Below are 24,573 nucleotides of genomic sequence, written 5' to 3'. Positions count from 1 at the left end.
GAGACGCTCCTCTGGTTGATTAGCGAGCAATAGCGATGCGTGGAGTGGTTGGTTTGTCGCGCCAGCCCAATGCCGGAGCGACCTCGCTGGCGATCAGTTCGAGCGAGCGCAGGATCAGCGCATGCGGGGGATCGACGGAATGCACCTGGAACGAGATGTCGCTGACCCGGTCGAGGGTTGAATCCTCGGCAAGGCTGGCGATGACATCCTGCGCATCGCCGACATGGGTATCGAGATTGCGGATCAGGTCGTCCAACCGGTCGCCGGTGAGCACATGCCCAGAGGCGGCAAACTTGCCGGCGACGCGGCGCAGGCCAATATCGGCCCATTCCAGCGCCGTTGCGCGGTCATCGGCCACAAACAGCGTGCGCGAGGCAAGGATGCGCGGCTCAACGCCTGAAGGAAGCGCTGCCAGATAGGCATCGATGATCGGATTTTGCAGCTCGGCCAGCGTCGCATGCGGATTGTCCTTGCTGCGCGGCTGGGTACGCGACAGCATCAGGCCATCGCCTGCCGCACCGGCTCGGTGGCCGCCCTCCACTGAGAAAGTGGCCTGCCAGATGCGGTTCAACAGCGACTTGCCTTCGGGATACAGCTGATTGCCGCCGCCCACGTCATCGCCGGCCAGAGCCTCCCGCACCGTCGCCAGATTGGCGCCATGGATCGAGCCGCGCTGGGCGCTGTCGAGCCCGAAGGCGGTAAACGAGCTTGGCGTGCCGCCGCTGCCGACGCCAAGTTCCAGCCGGCCGCCACTCAGCAGATCGAACACCGCGGCGTCTTCGGCCACGCGCAACGGTGCTTCGAGCGGCAACGTCACAATGCCGGTGCCGAGCCGAATGCTGTGCGTGCGCGCCGCGACGTGGCTGAGGAATACGAAGGGCGACGGCAAGCCGCCTTCATCGTGGCTGAAATGATGCTGCGCCACCCAGGCGGAATCAAAGCCCTGCTCTTCGGCCTTGATGATCTGCTGGGCGGCGAGACGATAGCGCTCGGCGGGACCGACGTCGTCCAGCAGGCGCGTGAAAAAGCCAAGGCGTTTGCGATTATCGGTCATTCTGCAGCTCCGGCATATTCAAGGGTTCGGACGCTGCGAGGCAGGCGACGACAGGGAATGGCGGCGATGAGTTCGCGGGTGTAGGCAGCCTCTGGGCGGGTAAACACCTCCGCCACGGCGCCGTTTTCGACGGCTCGGCCCGCCTGCATCACGGTCACGGTATGGGCAATCTGGCGCACCACGGCCAGATCGTGGGTCACGAACAGATAGGTCAGCCCCAACTGCTGCTGCAACGTATCGAGCAGCCGCAGGATTTGCGCCTGTACCGTCACATCGAGCGCCGAAACCGCCTCGTCGAGCACCAGCACGCGTGGCTCGAGGATCAGCGCACGCGCAATCGCCACGCGTTGGCGCTGCCCACCCGATAGCGCACGGGCACTGCGGCCCTGCGTATCGGCTGGCAGGCCAACCTGGGCCAGGATTGCCGCGACCCGCTCGAGGCGCTCCGCCTTGCCGATCGGTTCGAAGTTGCGCAGCGGCTCACCAATGATGTCCCCAACGCTCTGGCGCGGATCGAGTGAGGAGAAAGGGTTCTGATAAACCAGCTGCACATTGCGCCGGAACTGGCGCAATGGCTCGCCCGATAGCGCCGAAATCTCGGTGCCTCCGATGGTTATCTTGCCGGCAGTCGGACGCTGGAAACCGACCACGCTGCGCGCCGTCGTGGTCTTGCCGGAACCGGATTCGCCAACCAGCGCATGCGTGGTGCCGGCGGCGACCGTGAACGACACGTCGTCAACCGCCCGGAACGGTTTGCCGGCGACCGAAAAGTCCTGCACCAGACCCGACACCGTAATGCTGGGCGCTCCATTGACCGGGGCCTGCCGCAGGCTGACCGGGGCCAGCGACGGTGCATCGGCCAGCAATTGCCGCGTATAATCGCTGCTCGGGCGCGCCAGCAAGCTTGCGGCGGGCCCCTGCTCCTGGATGCGTCCGCTCTTGAGCACTACGATACGGTCGGCACGATCGGCGGCGACGCCCAGATCATGGGTCACCAGCAGCACCGATGTGCCAAATTCGCTGCGCAGTTCGTCGATCAGGTCGAGGATGCGCCGTTGCACCGTAACGTCGAGCGCGCTGGTCGGCTCATCGGCAATGATCAGTGCCGGCCGCAGCGCCACCGCGATAGCGATCAGCACCCGCTGTTTCATGCCGCCCGAAAGTTCATGCGGATACTGGTCGTAGCGCAAGGCAGGCTCGCTCAGCCCGACGCGGGTCAGCAGCTCGATCACCCGCGTCTTGCGCAGACGCCCGTCGCGTTCGCCATGCAGGCGCAGGATTTCGCCGACCTGCGTACCGATGGTCAGCACCGGATTAAGCGAGCTGCCGGGATCCTGCGGCACGAGGCTGATCGAACTGCCGCGAATGGCGTCGAGGCGCCGGCTCGACCAGCCGACGATATCGGTGCCGCTGAGCCGCACGCTGCCTGCATCGACCCGGCCGTTGTCAGGCAACAGCCCGATGATCGATTGCGCCGTCGTCGTCTTGCCGGAGCCCGATTCACCGACCAGCGCCACGACTTCGCCCGCACCGACGGTGAAGGACACATCCTCAACCACGCGCCGCCAGCCGGTTTCATGCCGATAGGAGAGGCTTAGCCCCTCGACGGCAAGCACAGGTGGGGAATTGGGAAAAGCGATTGTGGTCATGACGGTCTCCGCAGGGACTGGCTGATGCGGTGGGTGGCGAGCACGATGAGGATGACGGTGATGCCGGGGAAGGCCGTCAGCCACCAGGCCCCGGTCAGGTACTTGCGGCCTTCCGAAATCAGCAGGCCCCATTCCGGCGTCGGCGGCGGCGCGCCATAGCCAAGAAAGCCCAGCGTCGAAATGGCGAGGATGGCGCTGCCGAACTGCAGCGCCGCAAAGGCGATGACCGTGCCCAGCGAATTTGGCAGCACATGTCGCCACAGCACCGCTGCAAACCGTCCGCCGCTGCCAAACGCTGCCTCGACATAGTCGGCCCGTCGCACCCGGATAACTTCCGAGCGCATTAGCCGGGCAAAGCTCGCGACCGTCGTCACACCTACCGCGATGGCGACATTGACCGTGCCAAAACCCAGAATGATGATGATCGAAAGCTGCAGCAGCAGGCCCGGCACCGAGAGCAGCACATCGACGATGCGCATGATCAGCGTGTCGGTCCGTCCACCCACGGAGCCGGCTACGAGACCCAAGGCCGTACCACCGACGAAGCCGACGATCACGGCCACCACCGCGCCGAACAGGGAATTGATCGAACCATAGATAATGCGCGCCAGCACATCGCGGCCGATTTCGTCGGTGCCGAGCCAATGGGCGACATCGGGCGCCCGCAGCTGATTGCCGGCAATACCCACCGTACCGCTATGCGGCGTGAAAGCCCCGGGCGCTACCGCCCAGGCGATCGCGACGATGATGATGGCCCACGACAGCACCAGCGTCACATCGAGCTGGCGCAGCCGGCCGAGGCCGAGTGCGGGTCGGCGCGTCGTGAAAAGATCGAGACTGCTCATGCGCTGGCTCCGATCGGGGTGTTGAGACGTGGATCGATCAGCGGCGCCACCAGATCCACCAGCAGGTTGATGAGCACGAAACCCACGGCGGCGAGGATGACGATGGCCTGCAGCACGGCGGTATCCTGATTGCTGACCGCCTGTTCGGTAATGCGGCCCAGCCCATTGATGCCAAACACCGTTTCGGTAACGACGGCACCCGCCAGCAACTCGCCGAACAGCACGCCGGCAATGGTCAAAACCGGCAGCAGCGCATTGCGCAGCACATGGCGCCACAGCACCCACGCCCGGCTCGCCCCTTTGGCGCGGGCGACGCTGACAAAGGGCTGTGTCTGCACTTCATCGAGGCTGCGAATGAGAATCTGCGCCAGTGGCGCCGCAATCGGCAGGGACAGCGTCACGACCGGCAGGATCAGCGCCTGGAATTCCGACGGGTTGATGATCGGCACGAGGCGCAGGCGAAACGAGAAAATCTGGATCAGCATGATGCCAAGCCAGAACACCGGCACCGAAATCATCAGCGCCGGCAGCGATTGCAGCAGGTTCCGCAGCCAGGCGAACGGCGCCAGGGTCGCTGCAAAAGCCAGTGCGCCCGCGATGATCACTGCGACGACCAGCCCGAGGCTGGCAAGCCGCAAGGTCGGCGGCAGGTTGGTGGCAAGCAGTGGATTGACCGGCACGCCGGCCTGCACCGAATAGCCGAAACTGCCCTGCAAGAAATTCCACAGCGTATTGCCATACTGCACCCAGATCGGGGCATCGGCGCCATACAGCACGCGGATTTCGGCGATCTGTTCGGGCGTCAGGCCCATTTCGGGGTTTTGGTATTTGATCAGAATGGCATCGCCCGGCAGCGCCTGCAGCAACAGGAACGAGGCGGTGAAGGCCAGCAGCAGCACAATGGCCGCCTGCCCTATTCTGCTCACGAGAAGTCGTGTCACGTGCCTGGCTCCAGTCTTGTCGAAAATAGGCTGTCCGGCACAGGGGGCCGGACAGCCTTGATGGCCGCGCCTTAGCGGGCGGACAGCCATGTATTGTAAAAGCTCGGGCGGGCCACCGCATCGAAGCTCACGTCATGCACGTAGGGGGCACTGGCAAACACCTGCGGCTCTTCAAAGATCGGGATCACATAGGCCTGGTCGAGCAGATAGGCCTGAACGTCGCCAGTGAGTGCGATTCGCTTTTCCGGGTTGGGCTCTGACGCAATCGACAGCAGCAGCGCATTCAGCTCAGGGTCTTCCCAGGTTGCATTGGCGTTGGAACCGCCCTTTTGCAGCAGGGAGTCCCGGTTGGTCGGGAAGAAGTTGGACTTGATCACGTCGGGATCGGCACGACCGACCATTGCGGGACGCAGCGGGGTCTTGAGCGGATCGAGATTGTCGGTGGCGGCACTACCGCTATCGCCGGCGAGCACGTTGAGCTTGACGCCAACCACACCCCATTGCTGGCTCAGCAATTGCAGCGTGGCGCGGTTCTGTGGTTGGGGCAGCGATTCGTATACATTGAGTTCGAGCTTGGCGCCGTCCTTTTCGCGGATGCCATCGGCGCCGGGAACCCAGCCGGCTTCGTCGAGCAGGGCCTTGGCCTTTTCCAGGTCGAAGGCCAGCTTCTCGGAAAGATCGACATAACCCGAGGCTGTCGACGCGATGACCGACGTAGCCTGCGGATAATGCGACGAGAACAGCGTCGAGACGATCTCGGCACTATTGGTCGCAGCCGTCAGCGCCTGGCGCACCTTAAGGTCCCTGACCAACGGATTTTCGGGACGGAACGAGACGTTATTATTGACACCACGCGTCGGGGCCGAGAGCACTGTATAACTCTGTGCTTCCACCTGCGGCTCGTCATAGGCCTGGATTTGGCGGATGATGTCGGCCTGTCCCGCGAGCAATGCGCCGATACGCACGCTGTCTTCGGGAGTCACGATGTACTGAATGGCGTCAAGATAAGCGCGGCCCTGGTGGTCGACATTGGCCGGGCCCCAGGCATAGTCTTCGCGCACCTTGAGATTGAGGCTTTGCCCCAGCACTTCGCTTTCGATGACAAAGGCGCCCGAACCGATGATTTTTGTCGCATCACCGAGTTCGGCATAGGGCTGGTCGAGCACGCTTGGCGCAACTATGCCCGAGCCGATAACCGACGTGGCCTGCAGGAAGCCGGGAGCCGGCTTCTTGAACACGAACTTGATGGTTTGCGCATCGACCACTTCGCTGTGGTCATAATTGTTGATAGCTTCGGCCACCGGGTAGCCAAGCTCCTTGTTGCCAAGCCCAAACGTATCGAAATTCCTGGCCACGGCCGCTGCGTCGAGCGGCGTGCCATCCGAGAAGGTCACGCCTGAGCGGAGCTTGAAGGTATATTCGGTGGCGTCTGCGTTGATCTCCCAGCTCTCGGCGATCCAGGGTTCGTTTTGCAGCGTTTCGGGGTTTTGCCAGGTCAGCTTGTCGGTGATCTGGTTCAGGATACCGCTGTTGGGATAGAAGCCACCAGCGGGCGGATAGAGATTGGTGTGGGCCTGTTGTTCCAGATAGACCAGCGTGCCGCCCTGCACGGGCCGCTCCTGTGCCACGACGGCCATGGCCGATACGCCGGTCAGCAGCACGGCTGCCAAGGTCGATTGCACTTTGCGCCGTAGCGCATTCGATGGGATCAGAGACACGTCAAGTTCCTCTTGGCAGGGATCTCGCTTAGGATCCGGCATGCCAAGAGCCTACTCCTGGCCGAGGTTTAATCAACAATGTCTAGTGGATTAGTAGTCTATCGATATGAGTGTCGAGAGCAAGTTTATTCCCGAAATCCCGTGCGATCAGAAAATCTGGTGATAGCCGTTTGTTAGGCCGCCGGGCGGTCAGGAACCCAAGTGCCACGGCCTTTATGGTCCTATAGGTCGTTTGGGTTCGAACAAGCGATCACGCGATCCCGTGAGGTGGGTTTTCATCAGGCTCCGGGCGCTGTCGGCGTCGCCGGCTGAAATCGCTTCATAAACCGCGGTGTGCTCGACGAACACATGCTGCAATCCATCGCTGGTGCTGCGCAGCGACAAGCCGTGAAAGCGCATGCCGACGGCGATGTGATCTTCCAGCGCCTGCATCGCCGTGGCGAAATACGGGTTGGTCGAGGCTTGGGCAATGCTCAGGTGAAACATGAAATCTGCGTCGGCGCGGTGAGACTGCCGGTTGGTGGCGTCGCGCAACAGGCCGAGCGCCGATTTTATCTTGGCCAGCGCCTCGGGCGAGCGACGCACCGCCGCCATCGCCGCCGCTTCCGGTTCCATGGTCAGGCGAAAATCGTAGCAATGCTGCAGGTCGGACAGATTTTCCATCTGCCCGAAACCCAGCGGCTCGCGCAGCCCCTGCTCGCGCACGAAACTTCCGGCGCCACGGCGGGAATAGATCAGGCCCTGGTCACGCAGCCGCTGCAGCGCATCGCGCACCACCGGCCGCGACACCTGAAATTCGGCGGCCATGGCATGTTCGGTGGGCAGGCGCTCATCGACGCCATAGGCGCCCGATTTGATGGCCCGCTGGATACGGTCGAAAACCGCGTCGGAAAGGCTGCGCCGTACATTGAGCGTTTCCGACATGATCAAGCGCTACCCTCCCGTTCCAGACCACCGAGGTGACCAAGCAGATCAACCAGGGCGTCGGCTGCACCGAACCCCCCGGACTTTGTGATTATCGTGAAGCCCCCTGCCCGGGCAATAGGCAGGCCGGGCTGTGCCTCCCCCAAAAGCTCCAGCATATCGATATGGAGGCTGCGCAGCACCGTTTGTGCCGTCGCGCCACCGGAGATCACCAGCGTGGTGCCGGGTTGTGGCTGCAGTCGAACCAGCCCCTCGCCCAGCCGAGCGGCTACGTCAGCCGGATCGGCATTACCCTCACCGAGCACCGCCTGCACCAAAGTCAGCGGCGCTACCGCCGGCAAGTCATCGGGCAGCCGGCCGTCTGGCGCGGCGACATAGGCTAGTTTCGGGCAATGCGCCCGCAGGCGCGTGATCTGGTCCAGCGTGATCGGATCGGTCGAGCCAATGATGCAGATCGCCGGCGCATCGATCGACCATACGGAGATATTCTTCGCCACAGGCGCCATCCGTGCCGCTAGTGCCTCAGCCAGACCTCGAGCGCCGATCGGCAGATCATGTGCCAAGTTCGCTACGGCGTTCTCGATGTCCGCCTGCGAGCTTGCGTCCGGCGCCACCATGGCCCCGGCGTGATGCGCCAGCCGCTCGGCAATATGGATTGGCTCGGCAACGCCAAACCCGCCGAGTTTTCCGTCCCGCACCCAGCGCCCGAACGCCGGTATAGCGGGAATGACCAGCGCGCGTTCGAAGGCGATGGCGTCCAGTTCGGCCGCGATATTACCCTTGAGCCGGGAGTCGACCTTCTTGAAAATCTGCAAGCCCACCGGCAGCCCGGCGACGCAGGCCGCAACTGCCTGCCGGGCCAGATCGGGCGCAATTTCCCGGCTATCGGTCGAAACACCGACCACATCGGCGCCGCTGGCCAAGGCTGCATCGAGACCATCGAGGCCGAGCGCCACCACCGTGGCAATGCCGCGTGCCGCGAATGGCGCCGAGGCATCCAGCGCCCCGGTCAGGTCATCGGCAACCACGGCCAGTCGTGTCATGCCGGCGCGCCTGCCAGTCGGCGCTGCGCCTGCATATCGGGATCAGGATCGAGATTGGCGGCCAGAAGACGCTGCGTATAGGGATGCCGCGGCGCGTCAAAGATCTGCGCCGTTGGACCACGTTCGACGATCTCGCCCGCTTTCATCACCACCACCGTATCGGCAAAGTCGCGCACCACGCCCAGATCATGCGCGATGAACAGGAAGGAGATGCCAAGCCGTGCACGCAGGTCGTCGAGCAGCGCGATGACCTGGGCCTGGATCGACACGTCGAGCGCCGAAACCGCCTCGTCGCAGATGATCAGTTCCGGCTCCAGCGCCAGCGCCCGCGCAATGGCGATACGCTGCCGCTGGCCACCCGAAAACTGGTGCGGATATCGCGCGGCATACTCCGGCGCGAGGCCAACCTGTTCGAGCAGTTCGGCAACGCGGGCCTGGCGCTTGGCCTTGTCCGGCATCAGCCTGTGGATGTCCCAGCCTTCAGAGATCAGCTGGTACACCGACATGCGCGGATTGAGCGACTGCGTCGGGTCCTGAAACACCATCTGGATTTCACGACGCATGCCCAGCAGGTCGCGGGCATTCATCGTTAGTAGATTGCGGCCCTTCCACAGGGCCTCTCCGCTATCGGCGGCTTCGAGCCGCAGGATCGAACGCGCCAATGTCGATTTGCCCGAGCCGCTCTCGCCAACGACGGCGAGGCTCTGTCCGCGATGCAGCGAAAGCGACACGTCCTTGAGAGCTGTGAACTCGCCGTAGGTCTTGCACAGCTTCCGGGTCTCGAGCAGAAGCGGCGCGTCGGCGTCCAGCAGCTTGATCGTGCCCTTTCCCGGTGCCGCGCCGATCAGCTGGCGCGTATAGGGGTGCTGGGCATTGTGATAGATATCGCGGGGCGTACCCGCTTCGACGATCTCGCCTTTGCTCATCACCACCACGCGGTCAGCAATCTCGGCCACGACACCCAGATCATGGGTGATCAGCACGAGGCCCATGCCGGTTTCGGCCTGCAATTCCTTGAGCAGGGCCAGCACGTCGGCCTGGATGGTCACATCCAAAGCCGTGGTCGGCTCGTCGGCGATCAGAATGTCGGGTTTGAGCATCAGCGCCATGGCAATCATCAGGCGCTGGCGTTGTCCGCCCGAAAACTGGTGCGGATATTTGTGCAAAGCCGCTTCGGCATCGGCGATACCGACGCGCTTGATCAACTCCAGCGCCCGCGCGCGCGCCATGTCGGCCGGTCGGCCATGCGCGGTCATCATTTCCACGATCTGCCAGCCCACGGTGTAGACCGGGTTGAGGTGGCTCAGCGGATCCTGGAAGATCATGGCGATCTTCTTGCCGTTGAGGGCGCGATGGGTCTCGTAGCTGACCTTGAGCAGATCCTGCCCGTCATAGAATATCTCGCCACCGACAATATGGGCCGGTGGCATGTCGAGAATGTTCATCACGGCCGAAGCCGAAACGGACTTGCCCGAGCCGCTTTCGCCTAAAATGGCCAGCGTTTCGCCGCGATTGACGCTCCACGACACGTTCTTCACGGCATGAACGGTGCCGCGCGCGGTGTGAAAATCCACCGAGAGATTACGCACTTCGAGCAGGGCATTACTCATCTTTGGTGCTCCGGGCTTCGAGGCGCCAGCGCTGGGTGGGGTCAAGGGCAATGCGCATCCAGTTAGACAGCAGGTTCAGTGCCAGTGTGGTGATGACGATGAACAGGCCTGGCCACAGCGCCAGCCACCAGGCGGTAGTCAGGTAGGGCCGGCCTTGGGCGACCATCAGGCCCCAGGTGATATCGGGCGGCTGAATGCCGATACCGAGGAATGACAGCGAGGACTCGGCTAGCATCACAAAAGCGAAGTCGAGCGTCGCGATGGTCACCAGCGTCGGCGCCACCACGGGCAGGATATGGCGCGCGATGATGCGCCAATGGCCGGCACCCATCACTACCGCGGCCTGCACGAACATGCGCTCGCGCACTTCGAGCACCTCCGCGCGGGTGGTGCGCAGATAAATCGGGATGCGCGTGATCGCCAGCACTAGGATCATGTTAGGGATCGACGGTCCCAGCACATACAGCACCACGACGGCGATCAGCAGCGACGGGAACGACATGATGACGTCGGCCAGGCGCATGATCACCTGCGAGATGTTTTTGCCCATGTAGCCGGCCACAAGGCCCAGCGTCGCGCCGATGGCCAGCGACACCAGCACCGCGCCCGAAGCAACCATGATGGTGCTACGGGCGGCCACCACAAGCCGCGCCAGCATGGGGCGGCCCAGCGAGTCGCCGCCGAGCACAAAGGCCCAGCCGCGCGCCAGATCGAACGGCGGGCTGTTGCGTCCGCGCAGGTTTTGGCTATTGGCCATATCGCCGAGCAGGGCCGGCCCGAGCACGGCGCAAAGAATGATCAGCACCAATATCACGGCCGAGACGAAGGCCAGCTTGTCGCGCCATAGCATCGAGAGCAGCGCAGAAAAGCCGGATTTGCCTTGCGACACGGGTTTGGCGACCAGGGTTACGTCGGTCATTGCGGGCTCCTAATTCCGGATCCGCGGATCGAGCAGGCCATAGGCCAGGTCGATCAGGATGTTCATGATGAAAATGGCGAGCGCCGTGACCATGATCGCGGCCAACACGACGTTGAAGTCGCGCTGCAGGATAGAATCGATCATCAGCTTGCCGATGCCGGGAAAGCCGAAAATCGTCTCGACGATGACCGCGCCATTGAGCATGGCCGCAGCCTGGTCGCCGATCACGGTAATGACCGGCAGCATGGCATTGCGCAGCGTATGCACGAAGATGATGGGCAGGTTCTTGACGCCCTTGGCCCGCGCCGTCTTGACATATTGCGCCGACAGCGCCGTCAGCATCGAGCCACGCACAACCTGCACGATCAGCCCGAACGGACGAATGAACAGCACGGCAATCGGCAACACCCAGTGCCAGGGCGTACCGACGCCTGAGGTTGGTAGCCAGCTCAGGTTGATGGCGAAAACCACGATGGCGACGATGGCGATCCAGAAGTCGGGCGCCGAGGCACCGATCAGCGACACGATCGACACCAGCCGGTCAAAGAACCCGCCGACATTGAAGGCTGCCAGCGAACCCAACACAATCGCAGCCACGACCACGAGGCCCATGGTGATGCCTGCGAGCGGCAGCGTCCAGGCATAGGCCTCGAGCACCACATCGATGGCGGGCCGCGCCTTGCGCAGGCTCTCGCCGAAATCGAGATGCACGAAATCCCAGACATAGCGGCCGAACTGCTCGAGAATGGGCAGATCGAGGCCATGCAATGCCCGGAACTGCGTCTTCATTTCCTCGGTCGCATCGATCGGGAGGAACAGCACGGCGGGGTCGCCGGTGAGGCGAGACAGGAAGAACACCAGGATCAACAATCCCAGCAGGGACAGCAGGCTCGCGATCACGCGCTGGCTGATCAGTTTGGTCATGACGATCGTCCGATCTGTTCAAAAATGCGATGCCGGGGAGCGCCCCGGCATCGCCTGTTATGGACCTGCGAGGGTCTTACTTGAAGCCGATTTCGGCCAACTGCAGCTGCTGGTTGGTCGCAATGGTCGGCGTGAAGTCGAGGCGTTCGCCGACCCGGCTGAGGCCAACCATGTGGAACAGCAGGACGTCGGCGACGATATCGTCGTGGACATACTTGAACAGCTCGGACCACAGGGCCGCACGTTCGTCACCGGTTGCAGCCGAAGCCGCAGCGATCATCTCATCGACCTTGGGGTCGTTGACTCCCGACTGGGTGCCCTTGCTGTCATACTTGAAGAACATCGAGAACACGGGGTCGCCGCGGCTGTTGTCATGTTGCGCGAGGACAAGGCGGGTGCCAGTGCTCTCGGGATAGGGCTTGGAGTAATACTGCTCGTGCTCGGCAACTTCGACCATGTGCAACGTGGCGGTGAAGCCGACTTCGTTGAACATCTGCACCAGGGCCTCGGAGACCTCGGTTACGTTGGGGAAGTTCTCGGTACGCGCCACGACTTCGATCGGCAGGCTGACATCGACGCCGTCTGCCTTGGCTTCGGCAATCAGCTTCTTGGCCAGTTCAGGATCATAGGCGGGAGGCGTGAGGTCGGGGTTCCAACCGAGGGTAGTCGGCGGCACCATGGCTACTGCAAGCTCGGTTCCGGCTGGCAGCACGGTGCCGATAAAGGCCTCGCGATCGATGGCGGCGTTCAATGCCTGGCGAATGCGGATATCGCTGGTCGGCGCATCCTGGCCATCAACACGCAGATAGACGGTTTCCGAATTCAGGTAGGTGAAATCGGTCGCCTTGTTGTCGGCCACTTCCGCGGTGATCTGCGGGGCAATATCGGCCTCGCCGGCAGCAACCATGCCGGCACGAACGGCAGGTTCGGAGCGGAACAGGTAGGTGGCCTTGGTCACCTCGGGCTGTGCGCCCCAATAGTCGGCGCGACGATCCAGCACGATCTGCTGGCCGGCGGTCCATTCAGTCATCACATACGGGCCGGTGCCGATCGGATCACGCACGAATTCCATCGGTGTTTCCGAGGGAACCATGGTGACGAGGCTCATCAGCAGTGGCAGCACGGGCTGAGCCGGCTCGGCCTTGACGTCGATGGTCAAGTCGTCGACCACTGTGAAGGTCAATGTCGTGTCGGCGAAGTAGCGCTTGCTCTCGCAGGTCAGCTGGTCGGAGAAGACGCGGTCGAACGAGTGCTTGACGTCAGCGGCGTCGAAAGTGGTGCCGTCGGAGAACTTGACGCCGCTATGCAGCTTGAACTGCCAGGTGCCGTCACCCTTGTCTTCCCAGCTATCGGCCAGGCGGGGCATCAAGCCCTTGTCGCCGCGCACGTCCAGCTCGGTCAGCGTCTCGCTGATGTTCTGCAGGATCACGCGGCCGATATTGGAGCGTGTCGCCATGCAGGGCTCGACCAGGTCGAGCTCTTCGCTCAGCACGACGGTAATGTCGGTGTTCGCCTGCGCCATAGCCGGCGTGGCGATTGTCGACGCGAGCAGCGCGCCGATCAGAAGATGTTTAAAGGTCAATTCTGCCTCCCAGTACAGCTTTGCAGTGAGGCACGGGCGGCGCTGCGATGCGCCCATGCAATTCCTCCTGGCGACCCCTCCATGGGTAACCAGCCGGCCTGCACTATCTCGTTACAACATTAAGTTGTCAAACAAAAATCGGATCGGGACGAGTTTGCGGCAAAACTAAAAACTTAAATAACTGAATTATATAGCTAAAATATCATTCCCTATCCGTAGGGCCGCATCGGAAATGGATTTTAGAACTTGACAACTTTGTAGTAATTGTAAAGTTTGCACCCAACTAAAGAAGGGGCGGAGCATGACTCCTGACGAGATTGCGGAGCGCATGACAGGGCGGCTTGGTGCGGCCACTGGCGGCGTGCTTGAGGCTTACCTGCCGTCACCGATGGTGCAGAACCATGCCGCCATCATCGAACTGCTCGATAATGGCTCCCTGGCCTGCCTGTGGTTTGGCGGCACGCTCGAAGGCAAGTCCGATATCTCGATCTATGGCGCCACGCTCGCCCCCGGCGCAGATCGTTGGAGCACCTCGGTGCGGCTCAGCGATGATCCCGACCGTAGCGAACAGAACCCCGTGCTGACGCGCAATGCCGCCGGCAACTGGCAACTGGTCCATACCGCGCAGCCTTCCGGCAATCAGGATGAATGCCTGCTGCGCGCCCGCGACATCAACCTTGGCCATGGCACGCTCGTCGCCGGCGCGCCGCGCCTGCTCAATCTGCCGCTCGGTACCTTCGTGCGCGGCCGCTTCGTGCGCCGGACCGATGGCGCCTGGATGATGCCGGTGTTTCGCTGCATCTCGCGGCCCGGCCAGCGCTGGAACGGCAGCCACGACACCGCCGGCGTCGCCATCAGCCACGACGATGGGGCCACCTGGTCGCTGTCCGAAGTGCCCGGCTCGATCGGCTCGGTCCACATGACCATCGTGCCGCTCGATGGCGACCACATGGTAGCTTTCTATCGCCGCCGCCAGTCCGACTTCGTGCACCGCTCAGAAAGCCTCGACGGCGGCGTGACCTGGTCCGCACCCGAACCGACCGACGTGCCCAACAATAATTCGTCGATCAACGTCGTGCGCCTCGCCGATGGTCGCCTGGCCATGGTGTGCAATCCGACCTCGGGCGCCACCTCCGCCGACCGCCGCGTCTCGCTCTATGACGAAATCGAGGAGGGTGACGACCGGCCCGACGCCGGCGGCGGCTGTGCGCCGATCTGGGGCGTTCCGCGCGCGCCGCTGTCCCTTTGCATTTCAACCGACGGTGGTGTCAGCTTCCCGCTGCGCAAGATCATCGACGACAGTCCCGGCACCTGCATGTCGAACAATTCGCTCGATGGCCGTAACAAGGAACTGTCCTACCCCTACCTGCTGGAAGGTCCGGATGGCGCGATCCATGTCGCCTACACCTACTTCCGGCGCGCCATCAAATATGTCCGTCTCCCCAAGGGATGGATCGACGGAGAGAGCAATCGACGGAGAGAGCAATTGAGCGAGATTATCGGCATCACCATGGGCGACCCGGCCGGCGTCGGCCCCGAGATCGCGGTTCGCGCCCTGGCGCAAATGAGCCCGGAAGACCGCGCCCGCACTCGCATCTATGGCAATCGCGCCACGCTGGACCTTGCCGTCGCCGCCACCGGCGCTGACATCAACCTCGATGGTTTCGTCGTGGACCTGCCCATCGAAGGCGGTCCCTTGCCTTGGGGCAAGCTCGATCCCCGCGCCGGCGATGCCGCTTTCCGTTTCATCGAAAAGGCCGTGCGTGACGCAGAAGCAGGCAACATCGGCTGCGTCGTCACCGCGCCGATCAACAAGGAAGCCCTCAACCTCGCCGGCCATCATTACGATGGTCATACCGGCATGTTGACGGCGCTCACCGGACAGAAGTCGGCCTTCATGTTGCTGGCATCCGAGCGTCTCAAGGTTATCCATGTGTCGACTCATGTGTCACTCAAGACCGCCATTGACCGCGCTACGCCAGAGCGCATTCTCGCCACCATCCGCGCCGGTAATGACCATCTGAAGCGTATCGGCTACGCCAACCCGCGCATCGCCGTTGCTGGCATCAACCCCCATTGCGGCGAAAACGGCCTGTTCGGCACCGAGGACGATGTGCAGGTGGTCCCCGCCGTCGCCATGGCCCGCGCCGAAGGCATAGACGTGCAAGGCCCCATCTCGGCCGACACGCTCTACTACCGCGCCTATAACGGCGCCTTCGACCTGGTCGTCGCGCAATATCACGACCAGGGCCACATCCCGATCAAGCTCGTCGCCTTCGACACCGCGGTCAACGTCTCGCTTGGCCTGCCGATCGACCGTACTTCGGTCGATCATGGCACGGCGTTCGACATTGCCGGCACCGGCAAGGCCAACCACACCAATATGAACGAAGCCATCGCCTATGCGCGCCGCCTGGCCGCCGGGAGGAAGTCATGAATCCAGCAACCAAGCTGCCTATCCACGGTGTCTTCTGCGCCTCCGCAACGCCGGTTCTCGAAGACGGCACGCCGGACCACGCCACGTTTGCCAGCCATGCCAAGGCGCTGATCGATGAGGGTTGTGACGGTATTGCCCTGCTCGGCACCACCGGCGAAGCCAATTCCTTCAGCATCGCCCAGCGCCAGCAACTGCTCGACAAGCTCATTGCAGCCGGCCTCGATCCCAAGCGCCTGTTGCCCGGTACGTCGCAAACCAACGTGGCCGATACCGTGACGCTGATGCGCCATGCCGTCGACGCCGGCGTCAAGGCTACCGTCGTGCTGCCGCCATTCTACTACAAGGGCGTCAGCGACGAAGGCCTGTTTCGCTTCTATGCCGAAGCCATCGAAGGCGTCGGCAGCAACGATCTGCGCGTCGTGCTCTATCACATTCCGCCCATCGCCCAGGTTGGCCTCAGCGTCGAACTGGTCGGCCGGTTGCTTGAAGCCTTCCCTGGCGTCGTCGTCGGCATCAAGGACAGCTCGGGCAAGCTCGAAAGCATGCAGCATTTCGCCAGCAGCTTCGCAGATTTCTCGGTGCTTGCTGGCGCCGATCCGTTCATGCTGCCGCTGTTGCGCTCGGGCGGAGCCGGTTGCATCACCTCCAGTTCCAACCTCATCGGCAAGCACCTGCGCGTGGTCTTCGACCATGCCCATGTCCCTGAAGATGCAGCACTGGTCGACAAGGCCCAGGCCCGCATCAACGCCTGGCGCGACCTTTCCAACGCCTATGTCCAGCTCCCCACCATCAAGGCCATGCTGGCCAAGCGCCGCAACCACCCCGGCTGGACCCGCGTCCGCCCGCCGCTGGTCGAACTGGGACAGACCGAGATCGACAAGGTCTGGGCCCAGATGAGCGAACTCGAGGCCCAGGAAAATGTCTGAGTCCCCCCTCTCGATGGCGCGCCCGATCACGCTGCTGCAGCCCGCCCGGCTTGAAATCGGCGGCGGTGCTGTCACCCGTCTCGCCGAATGGGCAGCCGGCTATCAGCGAGTCTTTGTCGTCGCCATGACCCCGACCGCCGGCTTCGTCGATCGCATCGGCCTGTCCGGAACCGTCGAGACCTTCATCGATCTCCCTCCTGAGCCCGACCTGCCCGCCGTCGAAGCCGTACTGGCCGCCGCTCGTGCCTTCCGCCCCGATCTGGTGATCGGCCTCGGCGGCGGTTCGGTGATGGATGTCGCCAAGCTGGTCGCCGTGCTGTGGGACAGTGAACTGTCCGTGCCCGACGTCGTCGGCGTCAATAAGGTGCAAGGTCGCCGTACGGCGCTGGCCCAGGTGCCGACCACCTCCGGCACCGGCTCGGAAGCCGGCATTCGCTCGCTGGTGACCAATCCCGCAACGCTGGCCAAGATGGCCGTCGAAAGCCAGTTCATGCTGGCCGATATCGCCGTGCTCGATCCGGAACTGACCTATTCGGTGCCCGCCGCGGTCACCGCCGCGACCGGCGTCGATGCACTGGCCCACTGCGTCGAAGCCTTCACCAGCATCAAGGCGCATCCACTGATCGACGGCTATGCCAGCATGGGTATTTCGCTGGTCGGCCAGTACCTTGCGCGTGCCGTTGCCGACGGCAGCGACACCGAAGCCCGCGCCGGCATGATGCTCGCCTCCTACTATGGCGGCATCTGCCTCGGTCCAGTAAACACCGCCGGTGGCCATGCCCTAGCCTATCCGCTCGGCACCCGTCTAAAGCTTCCGCATGGTCTGGCCAATGCCATCATTTTTCCCCATATGCTGGCTTTCAACGCGTCGGTACGGCCGGAAAAAACAGCCTTGATCATGTCGGCACTGGGACTTTCGGGTGACACTGGCGAGCAAGCTGTCCGTGATGCCAGCCACGCCTATTGCCAGGGCCTTGGCATAGAGATGAGCCTGTCGCAACATGGTGCGCAGCGACAGGATCTGTCGCTCTGGGCAGAAGAGGCATTCGCCATCAAACGTCTTATCGACAACAATCCACGCCCCTTGGCGGTCTCGGATATCCAGGCGATATACGGCAATGCGTTCTAGGTCTTCGGCTATAGCTCTCGGCGCGCGGGGGATTATGACTCGGGCTTTAGCACAATGGCGCAGTCGCTCGGGAGGATCCAGAACTCCTTTGGGTCCATCGGACGTTGCCCCGCTCCATCATAATCCGGATGCTCGCTGGACCACGCAAGGGTCCAGCGATGTCCATCTGCCGGAGCCAGCAGGGGCTCTGCAACAGCACCGATGGGCAGATCACGGCCGAGATTGAGCAAGAGCAGACGGTGTCCCGCTGGATCAGGCGTGAAATAGCGCATCAGAAGAGCCGCGTCGCCAATAACGGCCCCATCGATCCTGCGTTCGCTGGACTGCGAGAAAGATGCATCCTCACGCCGCATGGCGAGGAGGTCGCGATACAAGGCGCGGATACCCGAGTGCCGCTCCGACTCTGACCAGTCCAGCTTGCTGTTTTCGAACGTCGTACCGTCCGAAGGATCGGGCAACCTGGCCTGCATTGCCGGGTCTGCAACGCTAGGGAAGTTGGTGAGAGACGCCCGCCGCCCCGCGGCGACAGCACGGGCCTCTTCGTCTTCCAGTCCGCGAAAATACAGGAATGGATTGGTGGCACCAAATTCCTGGCCCTGAAACAGACAGGGTGTCTGCGGGCCGAGCAGGAAAAGTGCGGTGACCGCGCGCAGGCGTGCTGGCGTAGCAAGTGTCGAAAGCCGGAACCCGCGTGCCGAATTGGCCACCTGGTCGTGGTTCTCGAGGAAATGCACGAAGTGCTCCGGCGGCGTATCCAGATTATAGGTGCCATATGCCTTATTGCGCATGTCCGAACGCTGGCCCTGATAGAGGAAGCCATATTTCAGCGCCGAGACCAGCTCCTGTGGCGTCCCCAGATAGTCGCGGTAGTAGAAGTCATTATGCCCCGTGGCCGCCACGCGCACGGCGTGCTGGAAATCATCGCTGACCATCGAATCGACACCATAGCCGCCGTGCTCGGGCGGCTCGATCATCTTGCGTTCCTGTGGCTGGTTCTCCACCACCACATAGACTTTTCGCTTGCCAGCGGCCGCCCGCACGGCGCGTGTGAGCTCGGCGATGATATGCTCGTCACTGGCGTCGTGCATGGCTTGGGCAGCGTCTATCCGCAGACCGTCGAGATGAAAATCCTCGATCCAATAGACAGCGTTGCCAATGATGAAATGACGCACGGCGTCTGCCCCCTCTCCATCATAGTTGAAGGTGGCGCCCCATTCAGTCTCATAACGGTCCGTGAGATATTGTGCGCTATACGACCCATAGTAATCGCCCAGCCCGGCGTGGTTGTAGACGACATCGAGAATGACGCCGATGCCGAGTGCGTGCGCTTTGTCGACGAAGGCGCGCATGTCTTCGGGAAGGCCGTAAGGCGCAAAGGGCGCATAGGGCAGTATAGTGTCATAGCCCCAGCCAAAATGCCCCTTGAAGGTGCCGACTGGCATAACCTGCACAACGCTAACGCCAATGTCCCGCAATTCACGCAGTTTAGCCTTGGCCGCTAACCAAGTGCCTTCAGGGGTGAAGGTGCCGATATGCAATTCGTAGAGCACGGCATCTCGCGGCTCGACACCGCGCCAGTTTTCGTCGGTCCAGGCAAAGTCCTTGGCGACCACCACAGAAGGGCCGTCGCTGCCCTTGGGCTGGTAGCGCGATGCCAGATCGGGCAGCCGCGGGCCGTCGTCGAGGCGGAACCAGTATAGCGCTCCCTTCCCTACTCCTCGCAGGTGAGCCTCGAAATATCCGCCCCCTATTGGTTCAAGAGGGAAGCTGCCATGGCCCTCGATTTCGACCGCCGCCGTCTTGCTCCCTGATGCCCAGAGAGAAAATCGTGTGCCATCACCAACGATAACAGCGCCAAATTGGGTGGGACGAGACATCTGCAATGACCGATCTGTTCAAACAGCGTCAGAACGGAGCGTGACATTGTTTGTTCCGGACAGTCCGTCCACCCTTACCGGCTCAGAGGATCCTTTCACCCGCCTCAGAAACAGGCACAGCCGGTTTTGCGGACATTTCAGATGCACGATTTGGCCATGATCGAGTTCTTCCTCGCCGCGATGTTCGACGACGATCGACTGACCATCGGCAGTACTGCAATAGGCAAAGCGAGTGCCACCGAGATATCCGCTGAACTCGACTTTGGCTTGCAGCATGCCTGCGCCTGCGCCATTGGCCAATTCGACCCGCCTCGCTGGCACAATAGAGGTGGACCGCGATTTCGTAGTCGGCCACAGCATAGACATACGATCCAAGCGAGGTCACCAGCCTCGCGATATTGGGCGGGCAGCATGGGCAGGGATGCCAGGTCCAGCGGTGATGACCTCGTTGCCGATCATTTGCGGGAGGGCATCAAGCATACAGCCGCACACATGCTCGACATTACGGAGCAACTTCTACGACGCCCTGACACAGCATCAACATACTCGACTAAGCTCGAGTTGAGGCTCCGACAGATACTGTTTTGCGAGGAGCGGACGAAGCCTTGCATTGAACGCCATAAACCTGCATAAGACTGGCCATACGTTTTCAGCCTACGACGGCTGCCCTGCCGGTCATCTCCGGTCTTCGGCTCACTGCTCTAAAATGCAAACGTTTCTACCCTACGGCATTTTGCTAGTGGGCAACGCTCGCGCCAAGGCATCGAGCTACAAAGAGGACCATATAATGGCTACCATTACCGGCACCGTAAAGTTTTTCAACACCACCAAGGGCTTCGGCTTTATTTCGCCTGAAGGCGGCGGCAAGGATGCATTCGTGCACATTTCTGCCGTTCAGCAGTCGGGTCTCCAGGGCCTGTACGAAAACGACAAGGTTACCTACGACATCGAGAGCGGCCGTGACGGCAAGGAATCTGCTGTCAACCTTACGCTCCTCTAGTAGGGCCTCAGGCGAGGGCTCGCTTCGGAGCGGGCCAAAAGCCTCAGCAATATTGGCACCGTGCCAAGGTATCAAGGCTCGCTTCGGCGAGCCTTTTTTTGGTCTGGCTTACGTCGTCAGCATCCTTACCTCAGGTCGGGCTGCATGCCGCTCAAACAGAGCAGGTTGTCGGCATAGGTCATGCGCGAGGTGACTGCGCATTCCAAGCCTGCTCAAATACGCGCGACCTTTGAAGGGCTTAGGCCTCCGTGGTATCGGAGACAATAAACCATCGACCAACGAGTTAGTGGCGGAGAGGGAGTCCGCCGTACTGCCGTTCGTGACTGCGCTTCACTATGCATGACAATGGCGCATTCCCTTGACTTTATGGCACGTCAGCCGTTCTAGTGTGCGCAGTTGTGCTTCATAAGCTCTGGTTATCTACAACCTGAAGCGCACACTATGGCAAGAGCGCTCAATAAAATCTCGGATACCTTTGCAAAGTCTGCGCTGGGACCAGGCCGCCATAGCGATGGCGGCGGGCTGTATCTCAACGTCAAGCCGGGCGGCGCAAAAAGCTGGATCTTCATGTTCACCAGAGGCGGGAAGAGGCAGGCGGTGGGTCTGGGCCCCTACCCTGCAATTCGCCTGGCATCGGCGCGCATCAAAGCTATCGAACTGCGATCGGCCGTTGCCGAAGGTTCTGATCCAAAGGCATTGCGCACGCCACAGAGGGAACTCAGCTTTGCCGAATGCGCGGAAGAATTTCTGGAGTCAATGGAGCCCCAATGGCGCAATGCCAAGCATCGTGCGCAATGGCGAATGACGCTCGGCGATGCCTACTGCGCGGCCATCCTGGGCAAGCGCGTTTCGCATATCAATACGGAGGACATCCTCGCGGTTCTCAACCCCATATGGATAAACAAGCCAGAGACAGCCTCGCGTATCAGGGGGCGTGTCGAACGCGTGCTCGACTTCGCCAAAGCGCGGGGTTGGCGAACTGGAGAGAACCCCGCCCTCTGGCGTGGCCATCTGAAAAGCATTCTGCCACCGCGACAAAAGCTTAGCCGAGGGCATCATGCGGCGATGGGCTATAGGCAGGTTCCTGCGCTCGTCGAACGGCTGCAACATTCGGACGCGTTGGCCGCAAGAGCATTGGAATTTTTGATCTGCTGCGCTGCTCGATCAGGCGAGGTTCTTGGGGCGCGGTGGGAAGAGTTCGACCTTGAGGCCGGTATCTGGAAAATCCCTGCTGAACGAACGAAAGCCGGTAGGCCCCACCGAGTGCCACTATCGAAGCAAGCGCAAGAGCTCATTAGAGGGCTCGACCAGGCACGAACATCAGAGTTCGTGTTTGCCGGTCAAAGGGCCGGGCGCCATTTGTCAGCCATGGCAATGGAAATGTTACTCCGCCGGCTTCGAGTGGCCGACGTTACCGTTCACGGATTCCGATCCTCGTTCCGCGACTGGGCGGGCGAGGAAACGGCACACGCTCGCGAGACCGCTGAGGCCGCGCTGGCACACGTGGTCGGTGACGCAACGGAGCGAGCCTATCGGCGAGCCGATGCCTTGGAGAAAAGGCGCCTGCTGATGCAGGACTGGGCCAATTTTATAAAGGGAGGGAGCTGATGCAGCGGGTGACCTGGACACGTGACGAAATGGACCTGATTGAGTTAGTCGGCCTCAGCATTGAAGTAGAAGTGTTCGGGCTTCCAGAAACCGCGATTGGCATCGGGGGCTCAGCTTCGAAGAAGAGTGCGCCTGAGCGTCTGTCGGCGAACCTGCGGGCCAGCTGGCTCGAGCATGGACGGGAACGGAGCGATCTGCCGTTCAATCTAAAGATGATGTTCGAGAGCTTTGCGCATCAAAACGACATCGACACGAACCATGAGTTTTGGATCATTAAAGCTGTGGCAGCTGCTTCTCTACAGCATCCGTATTTTGCCGCGGGAGTTCAGGAGGCAATCCAAGGACGTCCACCTAGCGAGGAGCCGACTATCGAGGCCGATCTGCATGAGTGGTGGATCCAAGCCAACCGACTACGAGCAATCATGGAAGCTGCGCTGGGGGAGAAGGTGAGCGATCGAGGCTTGGCCGAAGAAATGGCAAGGCGAAAGGTGGGATCATCTGCACTTGAGGACGACACGCGAGTTGGCGACCAATTCGTCAGCTCTGCGAACTATTTTTTGCGCCTACTGAAATATGACAAGCAAACCCCATATTTGGAAATGTTGATTCGTTACGATTTCAACCTCCCCTCTATGCGAATTAACACCTCACTTTCCACTCATAGCCCGCAGTCCGCAACCAAGCTCATATGGGCACCGTCAGAAACAGAATTGACGGAGACCAGGGGATGGCTAGCGCCATATCAAAAAATCAGGAAAGACCAACTAGAGAAGGCGAGGTCAATCGTTCAGCGATGACATTGCCGGCCGCACAAGCCTATTCGGGCTTGTCTCGGAGCTTCTTCTACAAGCTTTTCACTCAGGGGCTGTTGCGTCGCCTTAAGGCAGGGAAACGAGTGCTCATTCTCCGGGCAGACCTGGACGCGTATCTTGAATCGATCAAGGAGGGCATGTCGCCATGACCCTCCAAACTGAAGGGGCCTCCGCAGGTACGAACTGCGGTGGCCCCAAGCTAGTTGCTGTCCAAAGCTATAGCCGAGACAGGTTATCCCGGCTGATCACCTTCTGCAACGCTGCACCTCGCCGTGCTGGCTTTGCCACCCATTCTCGTCCGCGCGGGGCCTCCTTCTGCAAAAGTCAGGAGGGCGACAATGTCTGGTGATGCCCTTCGAGCCACTAGTAACATCCGAGGCCTCAGTCCCCACAATAGAGAAGCGCTTACGGCAATAGCGAAGCTCTACGACGACAAGCCAACAATCATGACTCGGAAACAGATTATTGGGAAAATGAGGACACCATCCAGCCTGCGCACTATGGATCGGGCAATCAACAAGCTCGAAGCTGCGGGGATAATTCGGCGGCGGACCGCAACTGAACCCGCCAAGATGCATCTTTTGACAATTGAGATTATGCTGTCATCCAAAACCGAAAAACAGGGTAAGTCCAATCGCCCGACCGGGCGGCAGAAATCAACGCCAAAACGGCGCTCGATCGAGCGTCAAGATGGCGCTCCCTATATACCAAGTAAATATTCCCCCTATACGCCCCCTAAGGCGAAAAGTGATTTGGGGATCATGATCGACGTGAGTCTAGATCCTGAGCTCTACGCTGAATGTTGCAGGGTATGGGGCAAGGATCCGAGCTGTGAGGAACTGCACACGCCTCGTATAACAGTGATAGCTAGCATCGTCGAAAAGGCGCGACAAAAACTGGCAAGCAGTCGCGAATTGTAAGAGCTCCATCGCCCGACTTCTCGACTTGGCGGTCGCATTAACTGAGCCGCCAAGCCTCGAGCTACTCTCCATGGGGTATTACAGGCAACATGACAAAACCTCACTTCCAAAACGAAAGACAAATTTGCAGTTTGAGCGGCCGCTTCTGATGAACATGACGCGCCATCAGGTGCCCCGGTTCCGCCAGTGTCCTTTCACCGCCGCTCGGCATCCCAGCCAGAAACACATGTGCAGCAACTGTGAGGCTGCAACCTGCAAACGACTTGCGGAGCTTGGTCTAGACGACGGTGGGTCCCCTGCTCCTTATGCAGACAGGAAAACCTGCGACGCTCGAACTCGCCGTGGCGCACCGTGCTGCAACAAGGTTGTGCCAGGGATGCGACGCTGTAGATTTCATGGCGGACTTTCTACTGGTCCAACCTCCAATGCTGGCCGCCAAAGGATTGCAGAAGCACAGAGGGCGCGTTGGCAGAAAACAAAAGTACTGACGTGAGCCCCCGACTTATGAGACCTGTGCGCGGGTGTCTTGTCGAGGAGATCGCCGTCACGCCCGCCAACATCAACGACGGCAAGGCCGGTCCTGATACTCTACCCGACAATCCCGGCGAGGTGTTTGCCGACAGCGCCTATTGCGGCAACCATTTCGGCGACGCGG

Annotated in this window: 22 protein-coding genes and 1 pseudogene; 10 read left to right on the top strand and 13 right to left on the bottom strand. The window is 61.4% G+C overall.

The annotated features are described in order from the left end of the window. Positions 1-19 precede the first annotated feature (19 nt). From WH91_RS12325 to WH91_RS12275, 11 genes are all read right to left on the bottom strand, one after another. Positions 20-1,054: a putative FMN-dependent luciferase-like monooxygenase gene (locus WH91_RS12325; protein ID WP_046171311.1), complete on the bottom strand. Its 1,035-nt coding sequence runs from the start codon at positions 1,052-1,054 to the stop codon at positions 20-22. Continuing rightward, positions 1,051-2,703: a dipeptide ABC transporter ATP-binding protein gene (locus WH91_RS12320; RefSeq protein ID WP_046171310.1), complete on the bottom strand. Its 1,653-nt coding sequence runs from the start codon at positions 2,701-2,703 to the stop codon at positions 1,051-1,053. Before WH91_RS12320 ends, WH91_RS12325 begins: the two co-directional genes overlap by 4 nt. Further along, entirely contained in the window at positions 2,700-3,548 is an 849-nt protein-coding gene (locus WH91_RS12315) for an ABC transporter permease (RefSeq protein ID WP_046171309.1), read from the bottom strand. The genes WH91_RS12320 and WH91_RS12315 overlap by 4 nt, the downstream gene beginning before the upstream one ends. Further along, on the bottom strand, positions 3,545-4,489 hold the full coding sequence (locus WH91_RS12310; protein WP_046171308.1) for an ABC transporter permease: 945 nt from the start codon (positions 4,487-4,489) through the stop codon (positions 3,545-3,547). The genes WH91_RS12315 and WH91_RS12310 overlap by 4 nt, the downstream gene beginning before the upstream one ends. 71 nt (positions 4,490-4,560) lie before the next feature. Further along, positions 4,561-6,126 (bottom strand): TIGR04028 family ABC transporter substrate-binding protein, encoded by a 1,566-nt coding sequence (locus tag WH91_RS12305; protein ID WP_082102154.1) that lies wholly within the window; start codon positions 6,124-6,126, stop codon positions 4,561-4,563. 294 nt (positions 6,127-6,420) lie between these two features. Then, complete coding sequence (locus WH91_RS12300) at positions 6,421-7,131, bottom strand: FadR/GntR family transcriptional regulator (protein WP_046171307.1); 711 nt, start codon at positions 7,129-7,131, stop codon at positions 6,421-6,423. 2 nt (positions 7,132-7,133) lie between these two features. After that, a complete protein-coding gene (locus WH91_RS12295) occupies positions 7,134-8,174 on the bottom strand; it encodes a four-carbon acid sugar kinase family protein (RefSeq protein ID WP_046171306.1) in 1,041 nt (346 codons plus the stop codon). Further along, the gene (locus tag WH91_RS12290; RefSeq protein ID WP_046171305.1) at positions 8,171-9,784 is read right to left on the bottom strand and encodes an ABC transporter ATP-binding protein; all 1,614 of its coding nucleotides are present in this window, start codon (positions 9,782-9,784) and stop codon (positions 8,171-8,173) included. The genes WH91_RS12295 and WH91_RS12290 overlap by 4 nt, the downstream gene beginning before the upstream one ends. Further along, a complete protein-coding gene (locus tag WH91_RS12285; RefSeq protein WP_046171304.1) occupies positions 9,777-10,703 on the bottom strand; it encodes an ABC transporter permease in 927 nt (308 codons plus the stop codon). The genes WH91_RS12290 and WH91_RS12285 overlap by 8 nt, the downstream gene beginning before the upstream one ends. 9 nt (positions 10,704-10,712) lie before the next feature. Beyond that, positions 10,713-11,627, bottom strand: coding sequence for an ABC transporter permease (locus WH91_RS12280; protein ID WP_046171303.1), 915 nt, complete (start codon positions 11,625-11,627; stop codon positions 10,713-10,715). A 76-nt stretch (positions 11,628-11,703) separates the two neighbouring features. Then, positions 11,704-13,149 (bottom strand): ABC transporter substrate-binding protein, encoded by a 1,446-nt coding sequence (locus tag WH91_RS12275; RefSeq protein WP_244542356.1) that lies wholly within the window; start codon positions 13,147-13,149, stop codon positions 11,704-11,706. A gap of 361 nt (positions 13,150-13,510) precedes the next feature. Here WH91_RS12275 and WH91_RS12270 point away from each other — a divergent pair. The 4 genes and pseudogenes from WH91_RS12270 to WH91_RS12255 all read left to right on the top strand — a co-directional run. Further along, positions 13,511-14,683, top strand: a pseudogene (locus WH91_RS12270) (sialidase family protein); the annotation flags it as partial. Positions 14,684-14,695: 12 nt separating this feature from the next. Continuing rightward, complete coding sequence (gene pdxA / locus WH91_RS12265) at positions 14,696-15,646, top strand: 4-hydroxythreonine-4-phosphate dehydrogenase PdxA (protein ID WP_046171439.1); 951 nt, start codon at positions 14,696-14,698, stop codon at positions 15,644-15,646. Continuing rightward, positions 15,643-16,572 carry a dihydrodipicolinate synthase family protein gene (locus WH91_RS12260; RefSeq protein ID WP_046171301.1) on the top strand — a complete coding sequence of 310 codons (930 nt, stop codon included), beginning with the start codon at positions 15,643-15,645 and terminating at the stop codon, positions 16,570-16,572. The genes pdxA and WH91_RS12260 overlap by 4 nt, the downstream gene beginning before the upstream one ends. Next, positions 16,565-17,701, top strand: coding sequence for an iron-containing alcohol dehydrogenase (locus WH91_RS12255; RefSeq protein WP_046171300.1), 1,137 nt, complete (start codon positions 16,565-16,567; stop codon positions 17,699-17,701). The genes WH91_RS12260 and WH91_RS12255 overlap by 8 nt, the downstream gene beginning before the upstream one ends. 32 nt (positions 17,702-17,733) lie before the next feature. Here WH91_RS12255 and treZ read toward each other — a convergent pair whose 3' ends face one another. Both treZ and WH91_RS23475 read right to left on the bottom strand, forming a co-directional pair. Beyond that, on the bottom strand, positions 17,734-19,578 hold the full coding sequence (gene treZ / locus WH91_RS12250) for a malto-oligosyltrehalose trehalohydrolase (protein ID WP_046171299.1): 1,845 nt from the start codon (positions 19,576-19,578) through the stop codon (positions 17,734-17,736). Between the two features lie 18 nt (positions 19,579-19,596). Continuing rightward, on the bottom strand, positions 19,597-19,878 hold the full coding sequence (locus tag WH91_RS23475) for a hypothetical protein (protein ID WP_342028106.1): 282 nt from the start codon (positions 19,876-19,878) through the stop codon (positions 19,597-19,599). A 487-nt stretch (positions 19,879-20,365) separates the two neighbouring features. On the opposite strand from WH91_RS23475, the gene WH91_RS12240 reads away from it, so the two are divergent. From WH91_RS12240 to WH91_RS26125, 6 genes are all read left to right on the top strand, one after another. Further along, the gene (locus WH91_RS12240) at positions 20,366-20,578 is read left to right on the top strand and encodes a cold-shock protein (RefSeq protein WP_046171438.1); all 213 of its coding nucleotides are present in this window, start codon (positions 20,366-20,368) and stop codon (positions 20,576-20,578) included. A 441-nt stretch (positions 20,579-21,019) separates the two neighbouring features. Beyond that, complete coding sequence (locus WH91_RS12235) at positions 21,020-22,186, top strand: tyrosine-type recombinase/integrase (RefSeq protein ID WP_046171297.1); 1,167 nt, start codon at positions 21,020-21,022, stop codon at positions 22,184-22,186. Continuing rightward, on the top strand, positions 22,186-22,983 hold the full coding sequence (locus WH91_RS24265) for a hypothetical protein (protein ID WP_046171296.1): 798 nt from the start codon (positions 22,186-22,188) through the stop codon (positions 22,981-22,983). The genes WH91_RS12235 and WH91_RS24265 overlap by 1 nt, the downstream gene beginning before the upstream one ends. Further along, entirely contained in the window at positions 22,875-23,147 is a 273-nt protein-coding gene (locus WH91_RS26130; protein ID WP_082102138.1) for a helix-turn-helix domain-containing protein, read from the top strand. The genes WH91_RS24265 and WH91_RS26130 overlap by 109 nt, the downstream gene beginning before the upstream one ends. A gap of 189 nt (positions 23,148-23,336) precedes the next feature. Beyond that, entirely contained in the window at positions 23,337-23,918 is a 582-nt protein-coding gene (locus WH91_RS12225; protein ID WP_046171295.1) for a hypothetical protein, read from the top strand. A 70-nt stretch (positions 23,919-23,988) separates the two neighbouring features. Next, a complete protein-coding gene (locus WH91_RS26125; RefSeq protein ID WP_425285339.1) occupies positions 23,989-24,411 on the top strand; it encodes an HGGxSTG domain-containing protein in 423 nt (140 codons plus the stop codon). Positions 24,412-24,573: the final 162 nt, after the last annotated feature.

The organism is Devosia psychrophila (assembly GCF_000971275.1).
In the GTDB taxonomy this organism is placed as follows: Bacteria; Pseudomonadota; Alphaproteobacteria; order Rhizobiales; family Devosiaceae; genus Devosia; species Devosia psychrophila.
The sequence above is the reverse complement of the archived record's forward strand: the minus strand, read 5'-3'. Positions and strand labels throughout refer to the sequence as shown.

Bases quoted from the DNA above. Each gene is read 5' to 3' on its own strand.
- WH91_RS26125 (WP_425285339.1), top strand. From the start codon at position 23,989: ATGGGGTATTACAGGCAACATGACAAAACCTCACTTCCAAAACGAAAG.
- WH91_RS12285 (WP_046171304.1), bottom strand. From the start codon at position 10,703: ATGACCGACGTAACCCTGGTCGCCAAACCCGTGTCGCAAGGCAAATCC.
- WH91_RS12240 (WP_046171438.1), top strand. From the start codon at position 20,366: ATGGCTACCATTACCGGCACCGTAAAGTTTTTCAACACCACCAAGGGC.
- WH91_RS12325 (WP_046171311.1), bottom strand. From the start codon at position 1,054: ATGACCGATAATCGCAAACGCCTTGGCTTTTTCACGCGCCTGCTGGAC.
- WH91_RS12275 (WP_244542356.1), bottom strand. From the start codon at position 13,149: ATGGCGCAGGCGAACACCGACATTACCGTCGTGCTGAGCGAAGAGCTC.
- WH91_RS12300 (WP_046171307.1), bottom strand. From the start codon at position 7,131: ATGTCGGAAACGCTCAATGTACGGCGCAGCCTTTCCGACGCGGTTTTC.
- treZ (WP_046171299.1), bottom strand. From the start codon at position 19,578: ATGTCTCGTCCCACCCAATTTGGCGCTGTTATCGTTGGTGATGGCACA.
- WH91_RS12295 (WP_046171306.1), bottom strand. From the start codon at position 8,174: ATGACACGACTGGCCGTGGTTGCCGATGACCTGACCGGGGCGCTGGAT.
- WH91_RS12235 (WP_046171297.1), top strand. From the start codon at position 21,020: ATGGCAAGAGCGCTCAATAAAATCTCGGATACCTTTGCAAAGTCTGCG.
- WH91_RS24265 (WP_046171296.1), top strand. From the start codon at position 22,186: ATGCAGCGGGTGACCTGGACACGTGACGAAATGGACCTGATTGAGTTA.
- WH91_RS12260 (WP_046171301.1), top strand. From the start codon at position 15,643: ATGAATCCAGCAACCAAGCTGCCTATCCACGGTGTCTTCTGCGCCTCC.
- WH91_RS12305 (WP_082102154.1), bottom strand. From the start codon at position 6,126: ATGGCCGTCGTGGCACAGGAGCGGCCCGTGCAGGGCGGCACGCTGGTC.
- WH91_RS12225 (WP_046171295.1), top strand. From the start codon at position 23,337: ATGTCTGGTGATGCCCTTCGAGCCACTAGTAACATCCGAGGCCTCAGT.
- WH91_RS12315 (WP_046171309.1), bottom strand. From the start codon at position 3,548: ATGAGCAGTCTCGATCTTTTCACGACGCGCCGACCCGCACTCGGCCTC.
- WH91_RS12280 (WP_046171303.1), bottom strand. From the start codon at position 11,627: ATGACCAAACTGATCAGCCAGCGCGTGATCGCGAGCCTGCTGTCCCTG.
- WH91_RS12290 (WP_046171305.1), bottom strand. From the start codon at position 9,784: ATGAGTAATGCCCTGCTCGAAGTGCGTAATCTCTCGGTGGATTTTCAC.
- WH91_RS26130 (WP_082102138.1), top strand. From the start codon at position 22,875: ATGGGCACCGTCAGAAACAGAATTGACGGAGACCAGGGGATGGCTAGC.
- WH91_RS12255 (WP_046171300.1), top strand. From the start codon at position 16,565: ATGTCTGAGTCCCCCCTCTCGATGGCGCGCCCGATCACGCTGCTGCAG.
- WH91_RS12320 (WP_046171310.1), bottom strand. From the start codon at position 2,703: ATGACCACAATCGCTTTTCCCAATTCCCCACCTGTGCTTGCCGTCGAG.